This is a genomic window from Amycolatopsis sp. (genome assembly GCF_035276945.1).
Taxonomy (GTDB): Bacteria; Actinomycetota; Actinomycetes; order Mycobacteriales; family Pseudonocardiaceae; genus Amycolatopsis_E.
In genome coordinates, this window is the sequence record NZ_DATELF010000103.1 from 26,295 (window position 1) to 44,559 (window position 18,265).

General features: G+C 65.9%; 18 protein-coding genes. 6 read left to right on the forward strand and 12 right to left on the reverse strand.

Going from position 1 to position 18,265, the window contains the following annotated elements; genetic code table 11:
* Nucleotides 1-55: 55 nt before the first annotated feature.
* Together VJT49_RS18130 and VJT49_RS18135 are read right to left on the reverse strand one after the other, a co-directional pair.
* Nucleotides 56-982, reverse strand: coding sequence for a cyclase family protein (locus VJT49_RS18130; RefSeq protein WP_324166022.1), 927 nt, complete (start codon nucleotides 980-982; stop codon nucleotides 56-58).
* A 44-nt stretch (nucleotides 983-1,026) separates the two neighbouring features.
* The gene (locus VJT49_RS18135) at nucleotides 1,027-1,467 is read right to left on the reverse strand and encodes a Zn-ribbon domain-containing OB-fold protein (RefSeq protein ID WP_324166023.1); all 441 of its coding nucleotides are present in this window, start codon (nucleotides 1,465-1,467) and stop codon (nucleotides 1,027-1,029) included.
* 188 nt (nucleotides 1,468-1,655) lie between these two features.
* Here VJT49_RS18135 and VJT49_RS18140 point away from each other — a divergent pair, with 188 nt between their 5' ends.
* From VJT49_RS18140 to VJT49_RS18150, 3 genes are all read left to right on the forward strand, one after another.
* Nucleotides 1,656-2,756: an acyl-CoA dehydrogenase family protein gene (locus VJT49_RS18140; RefSeq protein WP_324166024.1), complete on the forward strand. Its 1,101-nt coding sequence runs from the start codon at nucleotides 1,656-1,658 to the stop codon at nucleotides 2,754-2,756.
* A 69-nt stretch (nucleotides 2,757-2,825) separates the two neighbouring features.
* Complete coding sequence (locus VJT49_RS18145) at nucleotides 2,826-4,028, forward strand: CoA transferase (protein ID WP_324166025.1); 1,203 nt, start codon at nucleotides 2,826-2,828, stop codon at nucleotides 4,026-4,028.
* A gap of 19 nt (nucleotides 4,029-4,047) precedes the next feature.
* The gene (locus VJT49_RS18150; RefSeq protein WP_324166026.1) at nucleotides 4,048-4,893 is read left to right on the forward strand and encodes a MaoC/PaaZ C-terminal domain-containing protein; all 846 of its coding nucleotides are present in this window, start codon (nucleotides 4,048-4,050) and stop codon (nucleotides 4,891-4,893) included.
* A gap of 39 nt (nucleotides 4,894-4,932) precedes the next feature.
* Here VJT49_RS18150 and VJT49_RS18155 read toward each other — a convergent pair whose 3' ends face one another.
* The 6 genes from VJT49_RS18155 to VJT49_RS18180 all read right to left on the reverse strand — a co-directional run bounded on the left by VJT49_RS18155 (nucleotide 4,933) and on the right by VJT49_RS18180 (nucleotide 10,788).
* On the reverse strand, nucleotides 4,933-5,994 hold the full coding sequence (locus VJT49_RS18155) for a serine hydrolase domain-containing protein (RefSeq protein ID WP_324166027.1): 1,062 nt from the start codon (nucleotides 5,992-5,994) through the stop codon (nucleotides 4,933-4,935).
* A gap of 47 nt (nucleotides 5,995-6,041) precedes the next feature.
* Nucleotides 6,042-6,983, reverse strand: coding sequence for a cyclase family protein (locus VJT49_RS18160; RefSeq protein ID WP_324166028.1), 942 nt, complete (start codon nucleotides 6,981-6,983; stop codon nucleotides 6,042-6,044).
* Nucleotides 6,984-7,028: 45 nt separating this feature from the next.
* Nucleotides 7,029-7,217 (reverse strand): ferredoxin, encoded by a 189-nt coding sequence (locus VJT49_RS18165; RefSeq protein ID WP_324166029.1) that lies wholly within the window; start codon nucleotides 7,215-7,217, stop codon nucleotides 7,029-7,031.
* Nucleotides 7,218-7,280: 63 nt separating this feature from the next.
* The gene (locus VJT49_RS18170) at nucleotides 7,281-8,942 is read right to left on the reverse strand and encodes a cytochrome P450 (protein WP_324166030.1); all 1,662 of its coding nucleotides are present in this window, start codon (nucleotides 8,940-8,942) and stop codon (nucleotides 7,281-7,283) included.
* Nucleotides 8,943-8,959: 17 nt separating this feature from the next.
* Nucleotides 8,960-9,163, reverse strand: coding sequence for a hypothetical protein (locus tag VJT49_RS18175; protein WP_324166031.1), 204 nt, complete (start codon nucleotides 9,161-9,163; stop codon nucleotides 8,960-8,962).
* A gap of 128 nt (nucleotides 9,164-9,291) precedes the next feature.
* Entirely contained in the window at nucleotides 9,292-10,788 is a 1,497-nt protein-coding gene (locus VJT49_RS18180) for a long-chain fatty acid--CoA ligase (RefSeq protein ID WP_324166032.1), read from the reverse strand.
* Between the two features lie 258 nt (nucleotides 10,789-11,046).
* Between VJT49_RS18180 and VJT49_RS18185 the strand changes: the two genes are divergently transcribed.
* The 3 genes from VJT49_RS18185 (at nucleotide 11,047) to VJT49_RS18195 (ending at nucleotide 12,405) form a co-directional block, all read left to right on the forward strand.
* A complete protein-coding gene (locus VJT49_RS18185) occupies nucleotides 11,047-11,454 on the forward strand; it encodes a VOC family protein (RefSeq protein ID WP_324166033.1) in 408 nt (135 codons plus the stop codon).
* 67 nt (nucleotides 11,455-11,521) lie between these two features.
* On the forward strand, nucleotides 11,522-12,124 hold the full coding sequence (locus VJT49_RS18190) for a hypothetical protein (protein ID WP_324166034.1): 603 nt from the start codon (nucleotides 11,522-11,524) through the stop codon (nucleotides 12,122-12,124).
* On the forward strand, nucleotides 12,121-12,405 hold the full coding sequence (locus tag VJT49_RS18195) for a hypothetical protein (protein WP_324166035.1): 285 nt from the start codon (nucleotides 12,121-12,123) through the stop codon (nucleotides 12,403-12,405). Before VJT49_RS18190 ends, VJT49_RS18195 begins: the two co-directional genes overlap by 4 nt.
* A 98-nt stretch (nucleotides 12,406-12,503) precedes the next feature.
* Here VJT49_RS18195 and VJT49_RS18200 read toward each other — a convergent pair whose 3' ends face one another.
* The 4 genes from VJT49_RS18200 to VJT49_RS18215 form a co-directional block, all read right to left on the reverse strand.
* The gene (locus VJT49_RS18200; protein ID WP_324166036.1) at nucleotides 12,504-13,295 is read right to left on the reverse strand and encodes an enoyl-CoA hydratase/isomerase family protein; all 792 of its coding nucleotides are present in this window, start codon (nucleotides 13,293-13,295) and stop codon (nucleotides 12,504-12,506) included.
* 222 nt (nucleotides 13,296-13,517) lie between these two features.
* Entirely contained in the window at nucleotides 13,518-14,783 is a 1,266-nt protein-coding gene (locus VJT49_RS18205) for a thiolase C-terminal domain-containing protein (protein ID WP_324166037.1), read from the reverse strand.
* A gap of 48 nt (nucleotides 14,784-14,831) precedes the next feature.
* Nucleotides 14,832-16,166, reverse strand: a complete 1,335-nt coding sequence (locus tag VJT49_RS18210; protein WP_324166038.1) for an acetyl-CoA hydrolase/transferase family protein — start codon at nucleotides 16,164-16,166, stop codon at nucleotides 14,832-14,834.
* A 261-nt stretch (nucleotides 16,167-16,427) separates the two neighbouring features.
* Entirely contained in the window at nucleotides 16,428-17,969 is a 1,542-nt protein-coding gene (locus VJT49_RS18215) for an MFS transporter (RefSeq protein WP_324166039.1), read from the reverse strand.
* Nucleotides 17,970-18,265 lie beyond the last annotated feature (296 nt).

Consider the following 18,265-nt stretch of genomic DNA (forward strand, 5'->3'; position numbering starts at 1 on the left):
TGCCCACGCACGCGAGTTGCCTGTTCGGGACGCCGAAACCCCCGTCGGCACGGCACTAGAAAGTCGCGATGGGATTGACGGGGCTGCCCGACGCGGCCTGGAAACGAACCGGCGACACGGACAACAGAAAGTCCCATTGCTGGAGCCGCTCCGCGGTTCGCGCACACTCGTAGAGATCGCAGTGATCCACGAGCCACATCCCCAGCGCAACCTGGGCACAGGTATGAATGGGGAGGAATATCGTCGGATAGCCGGACGGAATCACATCCTGGCCGGTGTCGCAGCCGACATAGGCGACATCGCGCTCCCGCATCCAGGGCAGGCAAGCGGCGTGCCACCCCGGCTGGCCGGTCTCCCCGGTGAGCATCTTGCCGGTCTCGTGCCGGCGGCGGTCATATCCGGTCCGCAGCAGAACCGCATCGCCCGGCGCGACACGGACACCCTGCCGCCGCTCGGCCGCGGCCAGATCTTCCGGGAAGACCGCCTCCCCCATCTCCAGCCAGTCGACGCCCCGGACGGCTGGGATGTCGAGCAGCACGCCTCGGGTCACGAGGCCACCTGCGGCCGCCGTGACCGCGCCGAAGGCAGCACCGTCCGAGACGGTCACCGCGTCGCGCCCGACACGGCCGTTGTACATCTCGCCGGCCCAGAAGATGTGACACAGCGCGTCCAGGTGGGTGAAGATCGCGTCGTGGCAGTCGAAGCGAACGTGCTCGTTCACACCTCCCCATGGATGCTCGTCCGGCGGAAACCGCCTGACCTCGGTCTCCCGATCGATCCCGCCGGCGCCCGTCGGCACCTCCCATGAACACGACACGCTGACCCCGTGCCGCACCGCTGACGCCCCGCGCCGCCGCGCCTCGGGCGTGATCAGGTTGAGGGTGCCCAGCTCGTCGTCGTCGCCCCAGCGACCGCGATTCGAGAGCTTGATGTAGAAGTCGAGAAGCTCGTTGGTCGTCGGGGGATTCTCCCTTGAATACATTCGTTCTCCAGATGCGAGCGGTTGAAGCCGGCGCGACCACAGATCTAGAGGTTGCCGCCACGAGGCGGCGCAGGCTTCCAGCGGAGCAGCGTATCGCTTTCCGTGACCTCATCGAAGGTCGCGACGACCTTCATACCGATCGACAGCTCCGGCTCCGCGATACCGACGACGTTGCCGTGCAACCGGATGTGCGGAGCGTCGTCGAGAGCGACCATGACGACGTTGTACGGAACCGAATCCCGCCACATCGGCAGCGTTGGCCGATGGACGACGACGAAGGAGTAGATCGTGCCGGTGCCGCTCATGCGGCGCCATTCTCGCTGTTCCGAGCCGCATTCGGCGCACACCGACCGCGGCGGGTGGCGAAGCGCGCCACACCCGGCGCAGGCCTGTATCACCAGCTCGTGCCGCCGGACGGCGTCCCACCATGGCTGTGTCTCCGAGTCCGCCTCGGCGAGGAGGAAGTCGTAGGAATCGGTCGCCATTGCCCACCTTCACAGAGCTTTAGGCCGCGCGTCCGGCCGACAGGCCCAGCAGGCGACGGCCGGTCGCAACACGGACTGTAGCGGACGGACATCGATCACACAAGACGATACGGATCGTCGCGCTTCTGTGCTAGATTGCCGGTCAGACCGGCTCCGAGGGGTGGCGACGGGATGGAGGATTGCTGTCGATGACCAATGCGATCCCGGTGAAGGACGAAGACCCCCGTCGACAGGCCGTGCGGGCCTGGATCGCCGACCATCCGGACCCGTCCCCCCGCACCCTCGCCGATGCCGGACTCGTCGCGCCCCAGTGGCCGGTTCCCTGGGGGCGGGACGCGGACCCCGAGTCGCAGCTGATCATCGAGGATGAGCTGCAGCGTGCCGGGATCGCCGTTCCGCTCAATCCGAACGGCATCCTCTTCACCGGACCGAGCCTGCTGCTCGGCGGTACCCCCGAACAACAGGCGCGCTACCTACCGCCGATGCTCTCCGGCGAGGAGCTGTGGTGCCGGCTCTACAGCGAGCCGGACGTGGGTACGGACCTGTCCGCGATCCGGACCCGCGCGGAACGCCGCGGCAGCGTCTTCGTCGTCAACGGCTGGAAGCTGTGGGCTCCGTTGGCTCAGGCGGCCGTTCTCGGCGGCCTGCTCGTTCGCACGAACGGACAACCGGGAGACCGCGACGGGCTGTCGTACCTGATCTGCCCCATGGACTCCCCGGGGCTCTCGGTTCGTCCCGTGCGGGACCTGGCGGGCGGGTACCGTTTCAACGAGCTGTCCTTCGACAATGTCGAGATCCCGGTAGCCAACCTCGTCGGTGAGCAGGACCAAGGCTTGGCGGTCGCCGAGTCGCGCCACCACTTCGAGCGCGTGTCCACGGCGAGAGGTGCGGCGTTCGGGAACGGACCGACGGCACGTGACCTCGTTGAGCATTGCGCGCGGCGCGCCGGGCAGGTCGACCCGCTCGTCCGGCCCCGCCTGGTAGAGGCCTACCTCGACAGCGAGATCCTCCGGATGATGGCGATCTCGATTGCCGAGTCACGGAGCCTCGGCAGGGATACCGGCCTCGCCGAGCGGGCGCGGAAGATCCTTCTCGAACGTCACGGCAGGATGCTCGGAATGCTCGCCTGTGACGTCCTCGGCGCGGGCGGCATGCTCGTCCCCGGGCATGCGGAGGCAGAGGAACAGCTATGGCACAACGCGTTCCTCTCCGGGCCGTCGATCACCATCGGCGCCGGGACGACCGAGATCCAGCTCGAGGAGCTCGGCGACAGCCTTCTCCAGGTCTGATGTGCGGGGCGGCCGGTCACCGGTGAAACGGTTGATTCATCGGCCGACAGATACAATGCAGAGGGAATCATGACACTGCCACTTCGTGGAATACGGGTAATCGAACTCGGCAGCTGGGTCTTCGTGCCCAGTGCCGCGGCGGTCCTGGCCGAATGGGGCGCCAACGTCATCAAGGTCGAGAATCCCCAGGGCGGCGACCCCATGCGCGGGATGATCGTGCGAGATCGCCGTGGGCGGCCCCGAACGGACGGCATGGACCGGATGAACCACAACAAGCGTTCCCTCGGCCTTGATGTGAAGCACCCTCGCGGGCGTCAGGTCTTGCTGGACCTTTGCCGCAATGCCGACGTTTTCATGACGAGCTGGCTCCCGGCGGCACGACAGCGTGCCGGCGTGGATCTTGCGGATATCCGGTCGGCCAATCCGTCGATCATCTACGCGAGGGGCAGTGGCTACGGTCCAAATGGGCCTGAAGCCGAAAAAGGCGCTGTCGAAGCCACCGCGTACTGGGCTCGCTCCGGAGCGGCGCACTACTATTCCCAGCCTCCGGAAAAGGTGATGGCACCGATCATCGCGCCCTCGGCGGGCGATCTCGTGGCAGGCCAGACTCTCGCCGGGGGGATCGCCGCGGCACTTGTCCAACGCGAGCGAACCGGCGAGGCTTCCGTTGTCGACGTCTCACTGTTCGGTGAGGGCATTTACGGCATGTCGGGCGAGATCTCGAGACGGCAGATCCTTGGCGAGCCGCCCGAGCCGATCACCCGTGAGAACACACCGAACCCGATTCTCAACCATTATCGGACGGCGGATGGCCGAGTGATTCAGTTGGGCTTCACACAGCTCGGCTACTGGGCCAAGGTAATGACCGCGATCGGACGAGGAGATCTTGCGACGGATCCCCGCTTCGCCGATCCCGCGGCGCTGCACGCCAATCGAGTCGAGGCGATCGCCAGCCTCGACAAGGAGTTCGCCAGCCGCACCTGCGCGGAGTGGGTGGAAAACCTCAGCGTGTTCGACCGAGGTTGGGAGGTCGTTCAAAAGGGCATCGAGGTGTGCGACGACCCTCAAGTCACAGCCAACGACTACATCGCTTACCTCGACCGCTCCGGCGAACTGACACCCATCGTTCGGAATCCGGTGCAGTTCGACGAATCCGTCCCGGAGATTCACCGCGCGCCCGAAGCCGGTGAACAGACCGACGAGATCCTCGGTGAGTTGGGGTTGGGCTGGAATGCCATCGTCGACCTCAAGGTGACCGGCGCTGTCCTGTAGAAGTCCCGGGAGGATCGCGATGCCCTTGGATCCCAGCGCCGTCGGCGCGTCGGCCGAGCCCTATCGGGCCACGTGGGGCGGCAGGGACGCTTTGCTGTATGCCCTGTGCATCGGCGCCGGCGTCAACGAACTCGCCTACACCACCGAGAACACGCAGGGTTTAAAACAGCAGGTTTTTCCGACCTTCGCCTTGGTCGCCGGTCATGGACCCGAATCGAGGCTTCCGTCCTTCGGCGACTTTCCGCTGACCAAGGCCCTGCACGGCGCACAGACGATCACCTTGCACAAGCCGCTGCCCGTCGACGGCGATGTCACCATCCAGAACACCGTCAGTGCGATGTACGACAAGGGCAAGGACGCCGTCGCCGTGCTCGAGGGCGTGGCGACCGACAACAGCGACGGTGCGCTGCTGTTCTCGCGCCGGACCTCGCTGTTCGTCCGCGGCGGAGGCGGATGGGGCGGCCGGCGCGGCCCCAGCGGCAATCGCAACATTCCGCCGGCGCGCGATCCCGACCACGAGATCACCTACCCGACGTCACCCAACCAGGCCCTGCTGTACCGGCTGACCGGGGACCGCACTCGCCTGCACAGCGATCCCGCCCTCGCGACGGAGGCGGGCTTCGAACGCCCGATTCTCCACGGATTGTGCACCTTCGGCTTCACCGGCCGCGCGCTCCTGCACATGCTCTGCGACGGCATCAGCTCGCGCTTCGCGCACATGGAAGGCCGGTTCAGCAGCGCGGTGCTTCCGGGTGAGGCACTCACGGTACGCGTCTGGATGACGGAGCCCGGTCAGGCCGTGTTCACCACGGCTGTCGGCGACCGCGTCGTGATCGCTCGAGGCAGGTGCCAGTACAGAACGTGAGCCGGGCGTCGCCGCAGCGGTCGGGGCAACGCCATCCGCTCACCCCAGGCACTCGACCACGCACCGCGACATTTCGTTCGCACGCTCGTACAGGCGCTCCACGTCCATCTCGTACAGATTCGGCGTATAGGCAAAGCTCACGCGACGGTCCGGGTCAGCCCACGCCATGGCGCCACCCCCGCCGGCGTGCCCGAACGCGCGAGAGTTGGGCCCCATGTGCATGTACTCGGAGTTGAGTTGAAAGCCGCGCGCAAAGCGGATCTTGGAAAGAACGGCGTGGGATTCCCCACCGTGCCACGGTCCGGTCACGAAGTCGGCGGTGGCGTCGTCGATCGTCTGCCGGTCGAGAAGAAGGACGTCGCCGAGTCGACCGCCACACGCCAGCACACCCAAAACGCACGCCACGGAACGCGCATTACTGAAGCCGTTCGCCGCCGGAATCTCCCATCGCCGGTCCATGACGATCGGCTGAGCAGGTGCGACCTCCGCGAGACGGTCATGGACGGTGTCCGGAGCGCCGATCCACGCCTCCACCCCCAGCGGCTTGCAGACCTCGTCCTGGAGGACGTCGTTCGGTCGACGGCCGGTGACGCGCCGGATCAGCTCGCCGACGAGCCAGCCGTAGGTGATCGCGTGGTACGCGTGCGCGGTGCCCGGCTCCCACATCGGCGGTGACGAAGCAAGAGCTGCACAGACGCCGTCCCAGTCGCCCCACCGGTCGAGTTCGAGCGGCACCTCGGGCAAACCGGCACGGTGATCGAACACGTGCTTGACGAGCACCGGCGCCTTGCCGCGAGCCGCGAACTCCGGCCAATAGGCGCTCACCGGAGCGTCGGGATCCAGCAGGCCACGTTCGATACACCGGTTGCCGCAGATTCCCGTGAGAGCCTTGGTCACCGACATCACCAACACGAGTGTGTCGGCCATCCACGGGCGACGGCGCGCCCTGTCTGCCCAGCCGCCCCAAACGTCCACCACGGGCCGCCCGTCCACCGTGACAGCGACCGCCGCGCCGAGATCGCGACCACTCTCGATATTGGATCGCATCAGATCCGCCAGCCGCTGGAAACGAATGTCATAGGCTCCACTGAGAATGGACATCGGATTCCCTCCCAAGGCGAAGTGACGGTGGACGGGCTGGCCCTCGGTCATTTGACCGCGACCGGATTCACCGGTGATCCCGTACCACCTGGCATGTTCAACGGCGATGCGAAGAACATGCACGAGTAGACCCCGTCGGCGGCGCAAGCGGCAGCCAGGTCCTCGAAGTCGAACAATTCCCCCAGCAGCACTCCCATGTCCCGCAGGACCAGCATGTGAAACGGCAGCAACGGACCGTCGCCGTTGGCTCGCACCACTTCGACCGCCTGGTTGTCGGCACACACCGCGGCGATGTCATGCTCACGCAGCCATCTGGCGCATTCCCAGGTGAGCCCTGGTTGCTCACCCGGCCCGACGTCCAGCCCGCGGCGTTGCCGAGGGTAGGTGCCCGTCCTGACGAGCAGGATGTCGCCCGGACGGGGCTCGACGTTTTCAGTTACCGCCACGGCCTCGAGCTCCGCAGGGCCGATCCGAGTTCCGGGCAGGAGGCAGGACATCCCGCGATGCCGTGGAAGATCGAGCAACAGCCCGCGCGACATGACGCCGTCCGCGAGCGTGTCGATCGCGCACCGGTGCGCGCCCCATCGCGTGACGGACGTGGCCGCCTCGTACCCATTGTAGATACGGTCGTCATACCATGCGTGTGAAAGAGCATCGACGTGTGTCGCCATGTGGTTACCGATGATGAGCATGTCCTCCGCGAAGCGAACGTCTTCGACATAATCACCCCGCGCATTGTCACCGCGGTAACCGATCATCTTCCGGATAGGGTTGAACCGTCCTGTGGCCCGCTGGTCGAAAAGACCAGTTTCGTCGACAGGCATCGACAGCCGGAACGAGACACCGCGGCGAACCTCGGCGGCCGCCTCCGCCACCCGCTGCGGAGTGATCAGATTCAGGGCCCCACGCTCGTCGCTGTCGCCCCATCGTCCCCAGTTGGACAGCTCACGGCCCAGCTCCCGAAGCTCGTCCATGCCGATCACCGCCATCGCGGTCTCCTGTCCCCGCCGATGACGCGTGATGGGCCCGGGCGCCTATTCGTCCAGCGTGATGGCAGCGTTCGGGCACATGTCGGCCGCCTCGGCGACCTCGGGCCGAAGCGACTCGTCCGGCTCTGCGAGCACTTGCAACCGACCGTCGGGGTCGAGTGTGAACACGTCCGGGCAGATCTGCACGCAACTCCCTGTCGACGCACACGCATCCCAGTCCACCGTCACTTTCACAGTCTTGATCTCCGTTTCCTCAGTCGTGGATGTGCCGATGGCCAGGTGAACGTTGACGTGGTTCTACGAACCAGAAGGAGTACCGGCAGATCGGCGACTGAATGTGAGCGGCAGACGTTCGAGCGTCTGCGTCACGAGGGTGTCCACGTAGGTGAGCTTTTCGACCGGTATTGCGAGTGTAATGCCGTCGAGGCGACGGATGATCTCTCCAGCCGCCACCTTGATCTCCATTCGCGCGAGCGGAGCACCGACGCATCGGTGGATGCCCATGCCGAAGGTGAGGTGGCTCAGCGTGTTGCCGCGGTCGACATCCAGATTCCGCGGACACCGGAAATGGGTCTCGTCGTCGTTGGCCGAAGCGAACATCACGCAGACCTGGGAGCCGCTGGGGATGGTGACACCGCCGATCTCGACATCGCGCCTCGGGGATCGCCACAGGCCGTGGCTCGGCGGATGAAGGCGCAGCGTCTCTTCCACGAACCGGGAGATCAAACGATCATCCTCAGCCGCCTCGCGCAGCCGTGGCACCAGCTTGGGTTCGGTGGCCAACGACAGCATCAGGTTCGCCAGCGCCGCCGCCGTCGTGTCCGCGCCAGCAACCATGAGCGCCGAGACGATCGCGACGATCTCACCGAACTCGAGCTCGGGTCGCTCGTCATCGTCAATCCGCGCATTGACCAACTGCGAGATCATGTCATCGCACGGCGCCTCCGTGCGCGCCTTGATCGTGTCGATGATCAGCCGCTGCTTCCCCGCCAGGATCCGAGCATTCTCAAGCATCTGTTCGTACGACTGCCGCCGACCCATCTGAGCCAGCGCAACGCGACTCCACTGCGCGAACCGCTCCGCACCGACTTCGCCGAAGTCCAGTCCGAGCTGCTCGCACATGATCCGTGCGGTCATCGGAACGCCGATTTCCTTGATACCATCGGCATACCCTCGCTCGACGAGCGGCTCGATCAACTCGATGACGATCTGGCGAGTCCTGTCCTCCAACGCTTTCACCCGCCGCGTGGTGAACAGCGGAAGCATCAACCGACGAATCCGAGTGTGCTCGGGCGGGTCCCTCGGAGCGGCGAACACACCGCCACCCTCCCGCCGCATGATCTCGTAGAACTCGTCCTGGCGCCCGCTCGCGTACGTTCCTTCAAACGCCCCCGCCAGCGAGAATGTCTCATTGTCCTTCATGATCGCGGCAATGTCGTCGAACCGCGTCACGATGTACGTGTCGAGCTTTGCGTCGTAGTAGACCGGCGCCTGCCGGCGCAGCGCCCGGTAGAACGGGTAGGGATGATTGAAGATCTCCGGATCGATCCGCGACTCGTCACCTCGAAGCAGCATCGTGCGCTCAACCGCACAGGCCGTCTCGGTCTCCCCTGAACCATTCGCATCCCGCATAGCAGATCCCATCCAGGCAACCGAATTTACACTGGTCGAAACGTACGTATCGTCTGTCAGGCGATGCCTGCTTGCGCTCCCCCGCACACCGGCCGCCGGTGCGGTCCACAAAGCACAACTCATCCCCTGGCCCACGCGGGTGCCACCGATCGGCCGACTGGCCACACTGGTGGATCCCATTACGAATCTCGCGTTGATGTGCGCTGATCGTCGGATATCCTCGCGGAACACTTTCATGATGATCTCGGCGAAGAAAGTTCGACGAGGTCGAGCCAGTTCGATCGGGTGGAAATGAAATGCCACCGGAACCGCCCATGTCGAACCCACCTCCCGGCAAAAATCCGTCAATCGCTTGCGGGCAGCGGCTTCGGCGTCTTGATCTCCAACAGGATGCCGTCCAGCGCGGGGACACCCTCGCCAGGCTTCGTGCAGAGCAGCTCGATCGTCCCCGCGGCACCGTCGGTGTAACGTTTCCCGACCGCCGTGCCGCCATCGTGGCCCTGGCGGGCCTTTTCCGCTGCGTCGCCAGGTGCGGTGAGGGCAGGCACTCCACCGATTGTGAGTTCGACGGGTTCGGTTGGGGCCCTGACCACGATCAGTTGACCGTCACAGACCGCGCTGTGGAGGCGGGTCCCGGGCTTCACGATGATGGACAATCCACTTCTCCTTGCCAGTTTCAGGACTGCACGAGGCTGGGCTTCGTCGCCGCGACCTCCGCGGCGACGACGCGTCGCAGCAGCTTGCCGGTTTCGGTGTGAGGCAGTGACTCCCGGAAGACGACGAGATCGGGCGTCTTCGAGCCACGAAGTCGCTCACGCACCGTCGACTGGATCTCCTCCGCGGTCAGTGTCGCTCCGGAGGCTGGAACAACTGCCGCAAGGATCCGCTGACCCCAGACTTCGTCCGGGATTCCGACAACGCACGCCCCTGCAACGAGCGGATGCCCGAGCAAAACCTCCTCGATCTCCGCAGGTGCGATGTTCTCGCCTCCCCGGATGATGGTGTCGTCGGCTCGACCGTCGATGAAGAGGAAGCCGTCCTCGTCGACCATTGCCTGATCCCGGGTACAAAACCAGCCACCTGCGTCCAACAGGCTTCCGGTCGCGTACTCGCCGGAGATCTGGTCGCCCCGGACGTGAAGGATGCCTCGGACACCCAATGGCACGGCCTCGCCCGCCTCGTCGCGGATCTCAACGTCCACGGTTGGCAGCACCCGTCCCGCGGACGCTAGGCGCCGCGCGATTTCCGGCGCTTCGGCCGCCACCGCCGCGCGGTGATCGTCGGGGCCCAGGACCGCGATCGTGGATGCCGTCTCGGTGAGGCCATACGCGTTGACGAAATCGGTGTCGGGGAATGCGGCGAGCGCGTCCCGGATGACCCGCTCGGAGACCTTGGCACCGCCATAGGACAACGACCGCAGAGCCGGCAGCTCCGCCGTGGCGCCCCCAAGATGGTCCACGATGCGCGCGAGCATGGTGGGGACCACCATGGCGTGCGTGATCCCTTCGGCACGTGCGGTCCTCAGCCAGGATTCGGCGCTGAACCGCGGCAGGTAGACCAGGCGACGTCCGGCATAGAGGTTCGACAGCATGTTCGCCATTCCCGCGACATGGTACGGCGGCACCGCCACGAGGGCGGCCTCATCGGGGCCGGCGCTGCCGAATTCCACCGAGCCGAGCAGATAGGCCATGAGGTGACGGTGGCGCAGGAGCGCGGCCTTCGGCGCCGAAATGGTGCCGCTCGTATGCAGGAGGATCGCGACCTCGTCGGGGTTGTCCGCGGGCTCATGCCGAGGAGGTGAAGTGGTCAGGCCACGCAACCAGTCGTCGATGATCGTGGCCCGTTGCCCCAGCCTCGACGCGGACCTTCGGTCGGCGATCACGACCGAGTTGTCCTGGGCCGCGATGAGGCATTGGAGCGCCGAGTCCTCGAGACGGTAGTTCAGCGGAACGAACGGCACTCCCGCCCATACGGCCGACAACACGAGACACGGCAGGCGCGCTTGGTTCTCCCCTACGTAGACCACGCTGCTGTACCCAGCCAAGGTCGTCGCACCGCGCCGGACGGTATCACCGATATCGGAGCCATCGAGAGGCATTCCGGGACCGCCTCCCACCAGGACGCGGTCCGGGTAGCCCGACTCGATCATCTCGACCAGGGTCGCGAGGTGCATAGCCGATGATCACCTTCGATTCATTGCCGCGGACGGAGTCGAAACGACGACAGGAAGCCGCGGAGTCGGACGTCGATCAGCGATCGAGAAGCGCGCTTCCTTTCCCGGTTCGCGGCGAGTTCCTGCCCAGCAGCACTCATGATACGATACGTAGTGTCTTGACACAAACCTTCGCACTCCTGTGCTCCTGAGAACGAAGCGGCCTTCCTGTCAATCGGTCGCTCCGCGCCAAGCGCCCGGTAAAAGGAGAAATCCCGCGTGAGCGACAAACTTGCCAGTCCACCTCGGGTCGAGATCGGCTTCGTCAGCCGCGACACCGGCCTGCGCGACTTCCTCGCGACGGTGTTCCGCCTCGATCCGCTCCCTCCCGTCGAGCTCCCCACCGGGAGCCTCTACTGCATGGCCGGATACGAAACCGTCTTCAAGGTCTTCGTGCCCAACGAGGCTCCTGAACCACAGAAAAGGTCCGGCGCGTTCTTCGGAATCGAGGGGCTGCGCTTCCTCACCATCCGTGTCGACGATGTCGACGACGTCGTGGAGCGAGCGGCCGCGAGCGGTGGCCGGGTCCTGCAGGGCCCGCACGAACCGGTCCCGGGCATCCGCGTGGCGATGCTCGAGGATCCCGACGGGAACACGCTGGAAGCGTCCCAGCGACTCCTGGCCTAGGAGACCCAGATCGTTCCCGTCCCCGAAATCTCAGCGGCAGCCGATCTGCCAGAGCAATGGAGGCTCGGTGTCCCCCCGATGGCAACTTCCGTCCATCGACCCCTCGATCGCCCTGCGGGACTACGAGGAACGGCTCGCGGCACTGGACAAACCCCGTCACCGGCAGATGCTCCAGACGCTCATTGATCATGTACGGGCCGTGCTGCTCGGGGATCTCGCCGGCGTCATGCGGACGATGTCCGCCGAGCCGGAGTTCAGCACGTGGGGTCCAACAGGTGATGTGGGTCGAAAGGGCGCGGACGCTGTGCGCGCCGGATACGCCGGGGCCTTCGCACGGCCTGGCGGTGCGATCACGAACCAGGTGAACAAGGTCGAGCGTCTCGTGGTCGACGACGACACGATCGCGCTCGAGCTCACCGAGACCAGAATCTGGCCTGCCGCCACCGCCAAGGCCGAGGGCTACACCGTCCCCGACGCCCAGGGCTACTACGCGGTGCGGCGCCGGTGCGCCGTCCTCATTCCCTACGACGACCAGGCGCTCATCGAGGGCGAGATCAACTACGGCCTCGGCTGGCCCGCCGCCCCGGACGACTTCGAACGAGTCGCCGAAGGTGATCTGTCGGCCGAGTATCTGGAGTGGTTGCGGGCCCTCGAGAAGGAGGAGCAGTGAAGATCGTCTTTCTCGCGAAGTGGCGGCCCGAAACCGACTCCGCCGCGATCGAGAACCTCCTCGAGGTCGCCGAGAAGTCGTTGGCCAGCGGGCCTTTCGCCGATTACCAGCATGGCCTTGGGCTCCATCTCGCGCAGGGTGGGGCGAGCGTCGCCGATTGGGGATTCATCCTCGATCTGGAGCCGGATGACCTCGAGCGCTGGAAGACCTCCGAGGCGCACGAGGCCCTCGGCCGTGCCCTCAGGCCGATCTGCGGCGAAGGGATGACCATTGAGTTCTGACGGTTTCACCGCGGGCTCCGCGCATCAAGTGATTTCGGTCCCGACGCCCGGAGCGTAGGGACCGAAGTCGCTTTCTCACCTGAGCGCGCATCGTGCTTTCATCGACCGACGAAGGACGGCTCCCGCCGCTCGATGCCGGCCGCGATGCCTTCGGCGCTGTCCGAGGTCTCCCAGAGCCGCGTCTGCTCCGCGAGTTCGCGCTCAAGCGCCATCCCCACCCGGTCGGCCAGCCCGGCGCGTAAGGTCTCTCGGATCGACGTCACCGCGAGCGGTGCCGACGTGGCGATCTCCCTGGCGAGGGCCAGCGCGACCGCCCGTTGCTCTCCCGCTTCGGCGAGCCTGTCGACGAGCCCGATCGTTGCCGCCTCCCCTCCCTTCACGGTGGCACCACGCAACAACAGATCGGCGGCCGCCTGCCGTCCGACGATCTCGGGAAGCGTGACGCTGAGCCCGAAGCCCTGGTGGATACCGAGCCACGCGAAGTTGGCGACGAATCTGCTGTTCGCGTCGGCGACCCGGAAGTCGGCGGCGCACGCGAGTCCCAGCCCGCCCCCGACCGCCGCTCCCTGCACTGCCGCGACGATCGGCTTCCGGAGGGCGAAGAGGCGCACAGCACTCGCGTAGAGCCGGCGAGCGGCTCTCGCCCGGTCCGCGCCGAACTCGCCGTTCGCCCCGAAATCCGCGCCGGCACAGAAGTGTCTACCCGCCGAGCAGATCACCAGCGCCCGGCAGGCGGGATCTCGATCGAACGCGCCGGCGGCATCCGCCAACGCCGCGATCAGCTCCTCGTCGAAATAGTTGGCTGGTGGGCGGCGCATCTCGAGTACAGCGACGTGGTCCAGGACGCTGACGCCCAACGATCGGGAGCCGGCGTAAGGGTGATCGGGCATGGTCAACTTCCTCTTCACGGGGGCTGAGTCGGCGGACCGACGTGTGCGGGGAGGACCGCCGCGGTGCCGGTCCTGCTGGGTTCACCACGACAAGGCCCGCGCGGATCCTCCTCTCCCTGACGGCGCCTTGTCTCGGATCGAGACCATAGTCAGTCGGCAGAGGTTGGACACCACCGGAAGAAGTAGCGCAGCTGTCGCAGTACTCGAGGGCGACAGGGAAGTTCAGGCCCTTCTCATGACGAGGCCGCTCAATCCGCCGACGCTCGCGTTCAGTGCCACCTCCGGTTCCGGCACCTGACGACAGATCGCCCGATCGTAGGTGTGCTTGCCGGCCGTCCATTCCGGGCAGAGGTCCTCGGCTTCCCAGCGGAGCTGCTGCACGGCCTCCAGCACGTTGTTGAACCCGTGGCAGTAGCCCTCGTTCATGAGACCACCGTGCGTGTTCATCGGCAGTTCGCCGTCCAGCCTCGTCCGCCCCTCGCCTGCGAAGTCCTTTGCCTCACCGCGGGCGCACCAACCCATGTCCTCGAGCATCCGCATCGGCATGTCAGTGAAGTTGTCGTACGCCTCGAAAAGGTCGACGTCGCCGCGCTCGACGCCCGCGGCGCTCAACAGCCGTGGGCCAAGCGTCCTCATGCCGGTATCGACGATCTCGTCCGCGGAACGGTGGCCGCCACTCCCGGCCGAGACCAGAACAGGGTGCTTCCTGAGATCTCGCGCGCGCTCGGCCGTCGTCACGATCAAGGCGCAGGCGACGTCCGTCTCGAGGCAACAGTCCAGGAGGTGGTACGGCTCGGTGATGAGAGGTGAAGCCTGGTGATCCTCGACGGTGATCGGCTTGCGCATGACCGCTCGCGGATTGGCGACGGCGTTCGCGCGGGCTCCGACGGCCCACTCGGCGAAGTCCGCGCTCGTGACGCCGTGCAGTTCCATATAGCGACGCGCCTCGAACGCCGACTCCGACGGTGCGCCGGCCAGGCCATAGACCCTGGTGAACTGGCCGTCGCCGCCGATCCTCGGTACGGCTGTGACGCGCTGATCGCCCTGATTGCCCCAGCCCGAGCCCCAGCCCGAGCCCCAGCCCGAGCCCCACTGCCCCATCCGGACTTCGGAACGACCGTTCATCGCCCGGTACACGAGGACGTAGCTGCAGATGCCGTGATGGACCGCCTGGGCGGCCTGCACGACAGCGAGCGAGGCCAATGGACCTCCGCCGACGAGGCTCGACACATAGGAGTTTCGCACGCAACCCAGTGCCGACACGACGGCGCGCACCGCTATCGAGTCGCTCCCGATCTCGTACATCACTGCACCGTCGATCTCTTTCGGATCGATACCCGCGTCCGCGCACGCTTCCCGTGCCGCCCGTACGGCCAGGGTCAGGACGTCGACTCCCGAATTCTTCGAGAACGCCCCGGGCTGCTCGAGGCTGCGGCTGTACCCGATTCCCGCAATCGCCGTCTTGTCCCGGAAATCACGCTCCGACACGGTGTGCTCCTCACCATTTCCCGCCGACTGCCCGGACGTCGCCAGAACTCACAGGTTTCGGGCCGCCTCCTCGAGCTCCGGTCGCTGGTCCGGGTGAGCGATGGCGATCAAGGCCTCGGCCCGCTCCCGCATCGTCTTCCCCAGAAGTTCCGCCACGCCGTACTCGGTCACGACCGTGTCCGCGAGATCCCACGGAACCGTCACCACTTGCCCCTGGGGGTGCTGGTGGACGATCCGCGACACGCTCCCCTCGGACGTCGTCGACGGAAGCACCGTGACGGCCCGGCCTCCCTTGGACAGAAAGGCGCCTGTGTGGAAGGACAGTTGCCCCCCGGAGCCGGCGAGCAACCTGGGACCGATGCTCGAGACGGCGACCTGTCCCTTCAGATCGATCGCCAGAGCATTGTTGATGGCCACCATATTGTCGTTCTGCGCGATCACCGTGGGATTCAGCACATAGTCGTAATTGTGGAACTCGAAGAAGGGATTTTCGTTGACGTAGTCCCAGTCCTCCGGCCCGAGCGCGGTCAGTCCGGTCGTCACGAACTTGCCGGGGTGGAGTGTGGCGCGCTTCGACGTCACGATCCCCCGCTTGACGAGATCCAGGATCCCTGGCGCGGCCGTCTCCGAGAAGAAGCCGATGTCTTCCTTGCCGTCGAACGCTCCCAACTCCGCCAGCGCGAAGGTCGTGGTCCCCGCCCCGATCTCGACGGTGTCTCCGCTGCACACAAGCGTCGACACGTGCTGAGCGATGGCCTTCGCGGCCGGACCCGGGCCACGACGCATCCGGTGGGCAGCAGGCTCGTCGTAGTTGAAGAAGCAGTCGATCTCGGACACGTGGACCAGTGTGTCGCCGAACGTCCGAGGCAGGTGGCTGTTGATGCCGACGGCTTTGACCTTGGAATGCGCCATCCCGGTCTTCAGGTCCCACAGCTCCGCCCCGACACTGCAGAAACCGTTCTCGTCGGGCGGGGTGGCGGTGAACCAGCAGTGATCGTAGCCGGTGCTGCCTGACCTGCCCTGGTCGATGTGCCGTTGCAGGTCGCCGAAGCCGACGACGGTGTAGTCCACGATGCCCTCCGCGATCGCGGAGCGAGAAGACGGCGTCGCGAAGCTCACGTTCAGCCGGAGCGTCGAGGACCATTCGTCGGTGAAGATCCCGTAGTCCTCCCAGAACGACGAGATCCGCCTGATCTGAACGCCCTTGAGTTCGTATGCCCGCCCCAAGAGCGCACCGACGAGGGCGGGACACTCATGCCCCGTGGCGATGTACACCCGGTCACCCGACGCGACCTTCTCCACGATCGCTTCCGGAGTCACCATCCGGCTCTCGTAGTGCTCGCGCCAATCCACGGCACCACGACCTGGATCCGTCTTGCCCATGGTTTTCTTCTCCTGGCAACATCATGCGGCCGCGGTCGCCTTCATGGCATCGATGGGGCCGCCTTCCGCGACCGACCGTGCGGTCGGACCTCATTCGAGGGGAGGCCGCGACCACAGATTAACCAGCGGCGTAGCCAAAAACAAGACGGAACGGATCGTCTAGTAAGACTTGGCCGACGGATCCACTCACCCGCCACCGCGCCGGCCTCCGGGGTCACGTCCACCCCGAAGGCCGGCCCGCCGAACCGCCCGTGGCGCGGGTCAGGCCTGCTCAGCCGGGGCGGGCGGCTGTGCGGTGTGTGCCGGGCTCAACGCCTCTTCCGCCGGCGATGCCACCTCTCGCCGCGGCTGACGGCGACCATGCGGTATGAACAGGGCCGTGATCAGACCGGCAACCGCGATCGCGCCCGCGGTCAGCAGCGCGATGCGGTAAGCGCCTTCACTGTAGAACGCGACACCACCGACCGCCGCGATCACCGAGTTTCCGAGGATCGCGAAGATCAGGACCTGTGCCACAGCACTGAAGATCGAGGCCGCGGACAGCGATACACCGTTCGCGATGCCGCGCTGATCCTCTGGCGCCGCGAGCAGAACGAGGCTCGCAGCCGCGGCGAGGAACATGCTCCCGAGCCCCCCGAGACCATAGATCGCGATCATCGCGCCGTCGGAACCCTGAAGGTCGAACGCGAGGAGTATGCAGACCACCGTCAGGAGGAACCCCGAAACGATCATGTGCGTGCGGTAGCCGATCGATCGCACGGTGAACCCGACCAGGAAACCGCCCCCGACCGTCAGCGCGGCGAAGGGAATGGACCAGACTGCGATGTCGAGGGGGGTGAGATCGCGACCGTAGGACGCGACAGAGCTCGGTGTGGACCACATGATGACCACGATGATGTTGACGCTGATCACTGTCCCGTTCAGTAACGCTCTTGACAACGTCGGAGTCAGGAGAGCGCGCCGCTTCAGAAGCTTCACGTTCACCAAGGGTTCGGAGCTGCGGTTCAGTTGCAGTATCCAGACCAGGAGCAGGACTATCCCGGCCGCCGTGAAGCCGAGGGTGAACGTGCCCCACCCGATCGCCGGAACCTGCCCCAGCCCGATCAGAAGGCAGAAAGAGCCCACCCCGAGCAGAAGTGCCCCCAGATAGTCCACACGAGCGACGACACGAACCGGCGACTCGGGAACCACCACCAGTGCCAGGGCCGCGGAGACAGCACACAGGACGAGCTGGAACCAGAACGGCGCCGACACGCCCCATCGGCCGACGAGCCACCCGCTCAGCAGCGGACCACCGACAATGATGAGGCCCGCGCCGTTCATCGTCACGGCGATGGCGACAGCGCGACTGCGTACCGGGAACACCTCCCGGATCAACAGGACGCAGAGGGCGGCAAGCACGACGCCGGCCGCCATCAAGGCCCGGCCGACGAGCAGCACCTCGAAGGTCGGGGCCAGTGCGCAGACAAGGCATCCCAGGCTCGTGACGACGCTCACGAAAGCCAAGATCCGCTTCTTCCCGTACACGTCGGCGAGCTTGGTGAAGAGCGGGACCAGGACGGCTCCCGCCAGCAGGACGGTCGTCATCACCCAGACGATGTTGCTGGTCTTGTACTCGGCGGCGAGATCGCCGAGGATCGGGTTGTACAGGAGGAAGTCGAACGTGGCCTGCTCGGCGAGGAGAACCAGCGCGAGTCCCCCGAGGATCCAGTAACCCGCGCTCCTCGTTTGAGCGAATTCAACCTTCTCCCGCTTGCGGCGATCGACCGCGGTCTCGGCGACCACCGTCGATCGATCGACCACTTCTATACCCAGTCCGTGATCCTCTTCAGACAGTCGGGTTTCAGGCATTCCAGACCCCTAGATACTCGAAGGGCGCAGGGCCCCGCACGCCAACGCCCAAGGTTCGTGACGGCTGCAGAGGTCCTCGACTGGGCGAACGCGAACAGACGGAGTGCGAGAGAACGTGTCGAGCCTCACACTTGATAAGAGCATCGTGAGCGCCCGCCGCTGCCTTGTCAAGACGTTCCGGATCGACTGTGCGATCTCGAGTGGCCCCGATCCGCCGCGGGTCGATCACCGCACGCAGCGTGCCCGCC

Coding starts and splice junctions, on each gene's coding strand:
- VJT49_RS18130 (WP_324166022.1), bottom strand. CDS start 982: ATGTATTCAAGGGAGAATCCCCCGACGACCAACGAGCTTCTCGACTTC.
- VJT49_RS18135 (WP_324166023.1), bottom strand. CDS start 1,467: ATGGCGACCGATTCCTACGACTTCCTCCTCGCCGAGGCGGACTCGGAG.
- VJT49_RS18140 (WP_324166024.1), top strand. CDS start 1,656: ATGACCAATGCGATCCCGGTGAAGGACGAAGACCCCCGTCGACAGGCC.
- VJT49_RS18145 (WP_324166025.1), top strand. CDS start 2,826: ATGACACTGCCACTTCGTGGAATACGGGTAATCGAACTCGGCAGCTGG.
- VJT49_RS18150 (WP_324166026.1), top strand. CDS start 4,048: ATGCCCTTGGATCCCAGCGCCGTCGGCGCGTCGGCCGAGCCCTATCGG.
- VJT49_RS18155 (WP_324166027.1), bottom strand. CDS start 5,994: ATGTCCATTCTCAGTGGAGCCTATGACATTCGTTTCCAGCGGCTGGCG.
- VJT49_RS18160 (WP_324166028.1), bottom strand. CDS start 6,983: ATGGCGGTGATCGGCATGGACGAGCTTCGGGAGCTGGGCCGTGAGCTG.
- VJT49_RS18180 (WP_324166032.1), bottom strand. CDS start 10,788: ATGCACCTCGCGACCCTGGTCGAGATGATCGAGTCGGGCTACCCGGAC.
- VJT49_RS18200 (WP_324166036.1), bottom strand. CDS start 13,295: ATGCCCGATCACCCTTACGCCGGCTCCCGATCGTTGGGCGTCAGCGTC.
- VJT49_RS18210 (WP_324166038.1), bottom strand. CDS start 16,166: ATGGGCAAGACGGATCCAGGTCGTGGTGCCGTGGATTGGCGCGAGCAC.